The 6,992-nt window shown below is 53.1% G+C and carries 5 protein-coding genes; all 5 read left to right on the top strand.

The window, feature by feature from the left end; genetic code table 11:
* Positions 1 to 411 precede the first annotated feature (411 nt).
* A complete protein-coding gene (locus tag PKO02S_RS22265) occupies positions 412 to 2,517 on the top strand; it encodes a helix-turn-helix domain-containing protein (RefSeq protein WP_127586308.1) in 2,106 nt (701 codons plus the stop codon).
* 295 nt (positions 2,518 to 2,812) lie between these two features.
* Positions 2,813 to 3,793: an ABC transporter permease gene (locus PKO02S_RS22260; RefSeq protein WP_127586306.1), complete on the top strand. Its 981-nt coding sequence runs from the start codon at positions 2,813 to 2,815 to the stop codon at positions 3,791 to 3,793.
* 12 nt (positions 3,794 to 3,805) lie between these two features.
* Positions 3,806 to 4,675 carry a carbohydrate ABC transporter permease gene (locus PKO02S_RS22255; RefSeq protein ID WP_127586304.1) on the top strand — a complete coding sequence of 290 codons (870 nt, stop codon included), beginning with the start codon at positions 3,806 to 3,808 and terminating at the stop codon, positions 4,673 to 4,675.
* A 58-nt stretch (positions 4,676 to 4,733) separates the two neighbouring features.
* Positions 4,734 to 6,314, top strand: coding sequence for an extracellular solute-binding protein (locus PKO02S_RS22250; RefSeq protein ID WP_127586302.1), 1,581 nt, complete (start codon positions 4,734 to 4,736; stop codon positions 6,312 to 6,314).
* 345 nt (positions 6,315 to 6,659) lie between these two features.
* On the top strand, positions 6,660 to 6,980 hold the full coding sequence (locus tag PKO02S_RS22245; protein ID WP_127586300.1) for an amidohydrolase family protein: 321 nt from the start codon (positions 6,660 to 6,662) through the stop codon (positions 6,978 to 6,980).
* The last annotated feature ends 12 nt before the right edge of the window (positions 6,981 to 6,992 follow it).

The raw sequence follows: 6,992 nt of genomic DNA, 5'->3' as shown, positions 1-6,992 counted from the left end.
AAGGGAGTGGAGGTTGGAGCAGAAATAGTCGGATTGGGCAAGTATCTCGGTGCAGGGAGTGGAGGTTGGAGCAGAAATAGTCGGTTCGGGCGAGTATCTCGGTATCTCGGTGCAGGGAGTGGAGGTTGGAGCAGAAATAGTCGGATTGGACGAGTAACTCGGGTGCAGGGAGGGAAAGGAGCGGAATTAATTAGCGATCGTGCGGTCTACGTTGGGCTCCATAACGGCATTCTCCTAATGGAAGTTCGGTCATGGAATACATTCGGGAAATGTTTCTTTATTTCCTACACACAATCGTCTCCCCAATTATTTGCCGCGATGCTATACTATTTTCAAAATGGGACGTTTCTCTCTCAAAAAATAAAACGCTTACATTAACCTGTTTGAACTCAGCATGCGAGGAGGATTAGGGTGAAGAAGTTCAAGCAAGGCTTTTTCTCGGTGTCTACGAAAATTGTCATTGTCTATGCCACGATAATAGCTGCTTTCGGGGTCGCTATGTTCATGGTGTATGGGCTGGCGAAGATTGAAATCGACGAGAAGCAGAAGCGGGTGAACGAGGGCACGTTTCTGAACCATGTCGCTAATATCGAGGAAGCGTTCCGGGAAATGAAGAGCCGCGCCTTCGAGCTTCGGGGCGACCCCTACATCAAGCAAGCGGCCGGCGCCGACGACTCCCTCGGCAAGTTCAACCAGATCAATTCCCTCAATAAAGTGGTTTCCAATTTCAGCTATGTCGACGACGTGTTCATCTACAACCCGACGACCAAATATTTTGTCTCGGCGCAAGGATCGATCGACTTGGATGTGTATTTTCGCTCGGTATATTCGGATCAATATTTAACCGCCAAGTGGGCGACGCTGCTGCAGAGGCGGGAAGATGTCGTCATGAACGTCACCAAATTTCCGGAGTACGAGCTCATCAATCGGAGGGACTACTTCAAGCGGATGCTGTATGTGGACGCGTCCAACCCGCGAAATTCCGAGCTGATGGTAGGCTTCGTAGTGGACATCCAGAAGGTCGTGTATCAGCAGGATGCGGAGCTGAATAATTTCTTCGTAATCGGCGGTGCCGGCGACAATGCGCTGCAGGATTTTTTCAATAGCAACTTGGGCTACCGGGCGAAAAAAGAGGAGCTGAAGCTCGACGGCGCCGTCAACGCGATCAAGGCTAACAACAATCTGGTGCTGTACCAGTCCGATTCCCACCGCAGCTTGATTTATCTGAACGTAGTCAACCTGGAAATGTACTACGAGCAGTTGGGCAGCAGCTACGTCCCGATTTTGATCCTGGCAACCTTCCTCCTCCTGATCATAGCGGCGACCTCCTGGTTTCTCAGCAAGTACAACAAAAATTTGCGGAACATCAAAAGCTTGCTGGAAGATACCTTCGTCACGAACCTGCTGCTGAAATCCTCCGGCACTTCCTTTGTAGAGGACGTTAAAGATTTTCTCGGCCTGAAGGGCATCAAGCAAATCCAGATCGTGCTGATCAGCATGAAAATGAGGTCCGGCGACGGCCTCGGCATCAATGCCTACGAGTTTGAAGAGCAAGTGGGCCGCATGCTGGAGCAGCATTCGATCCGGTTCAAGAGCTTCGACTATTCCCGCCTGAAGACGATCTTCATCATCGACGCCAAGAGCATCAAAGATTCGACAGCCCTGCAAGCCAAGCTGCAGAAAAGCTTGAACGACTATCAGCAAGCGCAGGACCGGAGCAGCATCAATTTATTTTTTAGCAGTGTTTATGAGGGGAAGGACGCCATAGAGAAGGCGTTGGACGAGGTCGTCCAGTTGCAAGAGCATGTACCGGTACAAGTGAGCGGGAAGGTGATGGCGGCGGAGCAGGATTGGCCGGAATACCAGTACATCCCCGGCGAACTGCGCAATCGCATCCGCAATTCCATTGCATGCGACGAGAAGCAATCGCTGATCCAGTGGCTGCAGGAGCTGCTGAACAGCAATCTGGAGCGCGGCATCAGCTTGAAAAACTTGAAGGTGCTTACCGCGAAAATCAATACGAGCTTGTCGGAAGCGATCTTCGAAAAGTTCCCGCACCGGCTGGACGAGATGCAGCAGCTCATTCAGCCGCTCAACCACGCGGTGGAGGAGGTAGAGGCGGCCTTCTTGCCGCGCCTGTACGAGGAGCTGATCGGGAAGCTGGAGTCGCCGGACGAGAGCGCGAATGAAGACAAGGAGCGGAAGAAGCTCCAGCAATGCTTCATTCAATACATCGAGGAAAACTACAACAAGGATATTTACTTGGAGACGATGGCGGCGCACTTCAATCTGTCGGCCAAGTACGCATCGAGCAAGTTCAAGGAGACGATCGGCGAGAACTTCACCGACTATTTGAACCGCTATCGGATTGAGGTCGCCAAGAAGCTGCTGAGGAGCACGCTGAGCAAGGTGAATCAGATTTCCGAGCAGGTCGGGTACAATCACGTGAACGTGTTTATCCGGCAGTTCAAGAGCATGGAGGGCGTCACTCCGAAGTCTTACAGGGAAATTGTTTGAAGTGGGCGAAGAGAAGGTCTCTGACCTGAAAATAGTTTCTGGGCCTCTTCGTTGAGCTCGCAATATTCGCTGTAGCCCAAAAATCGGAAAAACCGTGCGGTGATGTTGAATCGTGCGGTTTTTCTTTTTGATTACGCCTCCATCAACCGCTGTCCGGATTCATGTACTTTATTCCCGAAACGCCTCAGCGAGTGATGAATGTGGATTTCCGGCGATTGTGAAGGCGGGGCTGCCGCCCGTATAGTGGGGCCATCACGACATTGCAGCATGACGGCAATCGAAGCAGGAGGCGAAGATGAACGGAAACAATCCCGTAACCCGCGACGACTTAGACTTACCCTTACTCCCCGGCACCACCCGTCGGCGAACGCGATTCTCTCTGATGGAGCGGCTGAAAAAAGACAAATGGCTGCTGCTGCTCGCTTTGCCCGGGCTGCTCTACTACATCGTGTTCCGCTACTTTCCGATGTTCGGGATCGTGATGGCGTTCCAGGATTTCAGCATCCGGGACGGCATTTTCGGAAGCGATTTCGTCGGGCTCAAGAACATCCGGATGTTCATCAACCACCCGAGCTTCTGGATGCTGCTCAAGAACACGGTCTTGCTCGGCTTGCTGAGCGTCGTGCTGACGCTGCCCGTGGCGGTGCTGTTCGCGGTGCTGCTGACGGAGATCAAGAGCCGGCTGCTCAGCCGGTTCACGCAATCGATCGCGCTTATGCCGTACTTTATTGCAACCGTTGTCATTGTAGGCATCGCGATCAACATGCTGGCGCCCGAGACCGGTCTCATCAATCGGCTGATCGAGGCGCTCGGCGGGGAGTCGATCCATTTCATACAGGAGCCCGGATGGTTCCGACCGATCTACATCATCACCGAGATTTGGCAAAAAAACGGCTGGCTCGCCGTCGTCTTCATCGCCGCCATTCTAGGTATCGACCAGCAGCTGTATGAAGCGAGTGCGATCGATGGAGCCGGTCGGCTCAAGAAGCTGATCCATATCACGATTCCGCTCATTTTCCCGATCATCGCCATCATGTTCGTCCTGCGGGTCGGGCAAATCATGAACCTTTCCTTTGAAAAAACGATTCTGCTCCAGAACCCGCTCAACTATGCCACATCCGACATCATCGACACTTACATTTATCGCAGAGGGTTTCTGCATGGCGACATCAGCTATGCGTCCGCAGTCGATTTGTTCAAAGGGGCGGTATCGCTGCTGTTCGCGCTCGGCACGAATTACGTGACCAAGAGACTGACTTCGAAAAGCGCCTTTTAGGAGACGAACCTTATGACCAACGGAAAACTCGCCGACCGGCTGATCGATTGGAGCTTTGCGCTCATTGCGATCGCGGCTTGCCTGCTCACCCTATACCCGATCGTCTACATCCTGGCGGTGTCCTTCAGCAGCAGCACGGAGATCGTGAACAACAACATCACGTTTTTCCCAAAGGGCACCACGCTCGCGGCCTACTTCAAAGTGCTGGACATGGAAAATGTACGAAACGGGATTGTAAACTCCTTGCTTTACACAAGCGTTGGGACGGTCATTAATCTCGTGCTGACCACGGCGCTCGCCTACGCCCTTTCGCGTAAACGACTGATCGCCCGCAAGCTCATGATGCTGCTCGTGACGATCCCCTTGTTCTTCAATGGCGGTATGATTCCAACGTACATCGTCATTTTCAAGCTGGGTCTGAAGGATTCGATGTGGGCCGTCATTCTGCCTTGGGCGGTGCTCAGCTTTTACTTGATTCTGATGAAGGCGTTCTTCGAGGACATCCCGGAGGAGATTATTGAGTCTGCCGCGATCGACGGGGCCAACGACTTCATGGTATTCATCCGCATCATCCTGCCGATGTCCACGACGATCATCGCCTCCATCGGCCTGTTCTACGCAATTGACAACTGGAACAACTTCACGAACGCCTTGCTGTACCTTTACAAACCCGAGAAATTCCCGCTGGCGCTCGTGCTCCGCAATCTCCTCGTGGCCGAGGGGGAGATGGCCCAGTCGAACAATTCGGCCGAAGAATTCGTAGCCCGGGAAGCGATTCAGTCCGCCACGATCATCCTCTCGATGATTCCGATCATGCTGGTATATCCGTTTTTGCAGAAATATTTTGCCAAAGGTATTGCGATGGGGGCTCTGAAGGGCTAGGGCTGACATCTCGATCATAGCCGTACCAAATCCAAAACCAAAGGGGAATCGAACGAGCATGAGAAAAATGCTGAGTCTGGCGCTTGCCGCCACGATGCTGACCACGATGACGGTCGCCTGCAGCAAGTCGGAAGAAACGCCGGGACCGTCCGGATCCAGTTCGCCTGTCGCATCCACCTCCACACACCCGGTTACCGACAAGAAGATCAAAGCGACTTTTCTGATTCAAGAGCATCCGTCGTGGCCGTTCAAGAAAGACTGGACCGTCTGGAAAAACTTGCAGGAAGCGTCGAACATTGAATTCGACTTTACGCCTGCCGCCGGAGACGCCTTCACGCAGAAGCTCAAGCTGATGGCCGCCACGGACGATTTGCCCGACTTGATCCACTACAATCTGGCTTCTGCCAACGAATACGGGGTCGCGGGCCAGTTGGCGAAGGTCAACGACTATTTGCACCTCATGCCGAACCTGAAGAAAATTCTCGAGACCGAGAAGGATGCCAAAGATATTCTGACCGCAAGCGACGGCAACATTTATTTCATCCCGCAGATCGGGCTGCCGAAGTATACGAAGGTGTGGCTGTATCGCGCCGATATTTTCGCCAAGCACAATCTGAAGCCGCCGACCAACACCAGCGAGCTGTACGATGTGCTGAAGCAGCTCAAGCAGCTGTATCCGGGCTCGATGCCGCTGATCAGCCGGAATACGATGAGCTCGCCGATCGGCAACTGGTTCCTCGATCTCGGGCCGCAATGGGGTACGGGCGACATGGTGTACTACAACCAGAAGACGAAGAAGTGGCAGTTCGGGCCGATGGAGAACAATTTCAAGGCGATGCTGCAGTATCTGAACAAGCTGTACGCCGAAAAGCTGCTCGATCCGGAATGGGCGACGCTCGCGACCAAGCAGTGGGAAGACAAATTGTACACCGACGACAAAGCTTTCATTACGTATGACTTCATCTACCGCATCGAAACGATGCTGCCGCTCGCCACGCAGAAAAACCCGAACTGGAAGCTGATGGCGCTCGACCCGCTCATTCAGGACGGCATCGGCGAGAAAAAATATTTAGTCCGCTCCCAGATCGTCCAGACGGATGGCTATATGATCTCTACGAAGAGCAAAAACAAGGAAGCGCTGTTCAAATACGCCGACTGGCTGTACGGTCAAGAAGGTTCGATTCTGTCCAATTTCGGCAAAGTGGGCGATACCGCGGTCAAGAACGCCGATGGCACGTACAACTGGACCAGCGATGTGAAGACGCCTCTGAACCCGAACGGGAAAAACGAATATACGGCCCACTATGGCTTCATGTCTCTGGGGTCCGTGTTGAAAAATACGCCGGACGCGAACCAGATCCTGTACTTGAGCAACAAGGATGTGAAATCCGCCTTCGAGCGGTTCGACAAGGAGAAGTTCGATCAGCAACTGCCGCCGGTACTGAAGTTCACCGAAGCGGAGAAGAAGCAGGTGGCCGAGCTGGAAGCCGCCATCCGCGACTACACCGTGCCTCGCACCGTAGCTTTCGTGCAGAACGGGGATTTCGATAAGTGGGATGAGCATGTGGCCAAGGTGAAGTCTTTGAAAATCGATCAATTGCTCGACATCTACAACAAGATGCAGGAACGCCAGAAGTAAGAGGAACCATCGATGTGGGTGCGCCGGATGTGGTTCGGCGTCTGTCCCGTGTCGCCTTGACGGTCGGGAAGACGCGAGTTAGCCGGGTTGGACGAATAACTCAATGCTGTTGGCGGGGATTGGAGCAGAAGTAACCGGGTTGGACGAATAATCGTTTGGCACGGACGCCCGCTCCAAATTTTCTCTTGCCAGCAAGGAAAGCTATGATACATATTAGTTATATACAGGAATAAATCAGGTTTTTATTCTAAACTTATTTACCCGAGAGAGGAATGACTTGCCGATGGATAGCTTGAGTTTTTTTGACTGCTACTGCTGCTTATCCACACATAGGGACGTCCCGACATGGTCACCATCTACAGGCTGACGGAACAATACCCGCAGGCGCAGTTCCTGATCGGCCACTCCGGCGCCTACCCGAAGGCGATGGAGGATGCGATCCGCATCGTGACGAGCCGTGACAACGCCTACCTCGACTTGGCGATCTCCTATGCGTATGAAGGAAACGTGGAATGGTTCGTGCGCGAGGCCGGGGCCAAGAAAGTCGTGTTCGGCACCGACATGCCGTTTTTCGACCCTCGTCCCACTTTCGGTCGTATCGCAATGGCAGACATTTCCGATGACGAGAAACGCACATTCTGGGACTCAATATCGACCGGCTGCTGAGAAGCTGCATGT

It is taken from the genome of Paenibacillus koleovorans NBRC 103111 (assembly GCF_004000845.1).
Taxonomy (GTDB): domain Bacteria; phylum Bacillota; class Bacilli; order Paenibacillales; family NBRC-103111; genus Paenibacillus_AA; species Paenibacillus_AA koleovorans.
This window is presented reverse-complemented; position numbering and strand designations above follow the sequence as displayed.

Bases quoted from the DNA above. Each gene is read 5' to 3' on its own strand.
- PKO02S_RS22260 (WP_127586306.1), top strand. From the start codon at position 2,813: ATGAACGGAAACAATCCCGTAACCCGCGACGACTTAGACTTACCCTTA.
- PKO02S_RS22255 (WP_127586304.1), top strand. From the start codon at position 3,806: ATGACCAACGGAAAACTCGCCGACCGGCTGATCGATTGGAGCTTTGCG.
- PKO02S_RS22250 (WP_127586302.1), top strand. From the start codon at position 4,734: ATGAGAAAAATGCTGAGTCTGGCGCTTGCCGCCACGATGCTGACCACG.
- PKO02S_RS22245 (WP_127586300.1), top strand. From the start codon at position 6,660: ATGGTCACCATCTACAGGCTGACGGAACAATACCCGCAGGCGCAGTTC.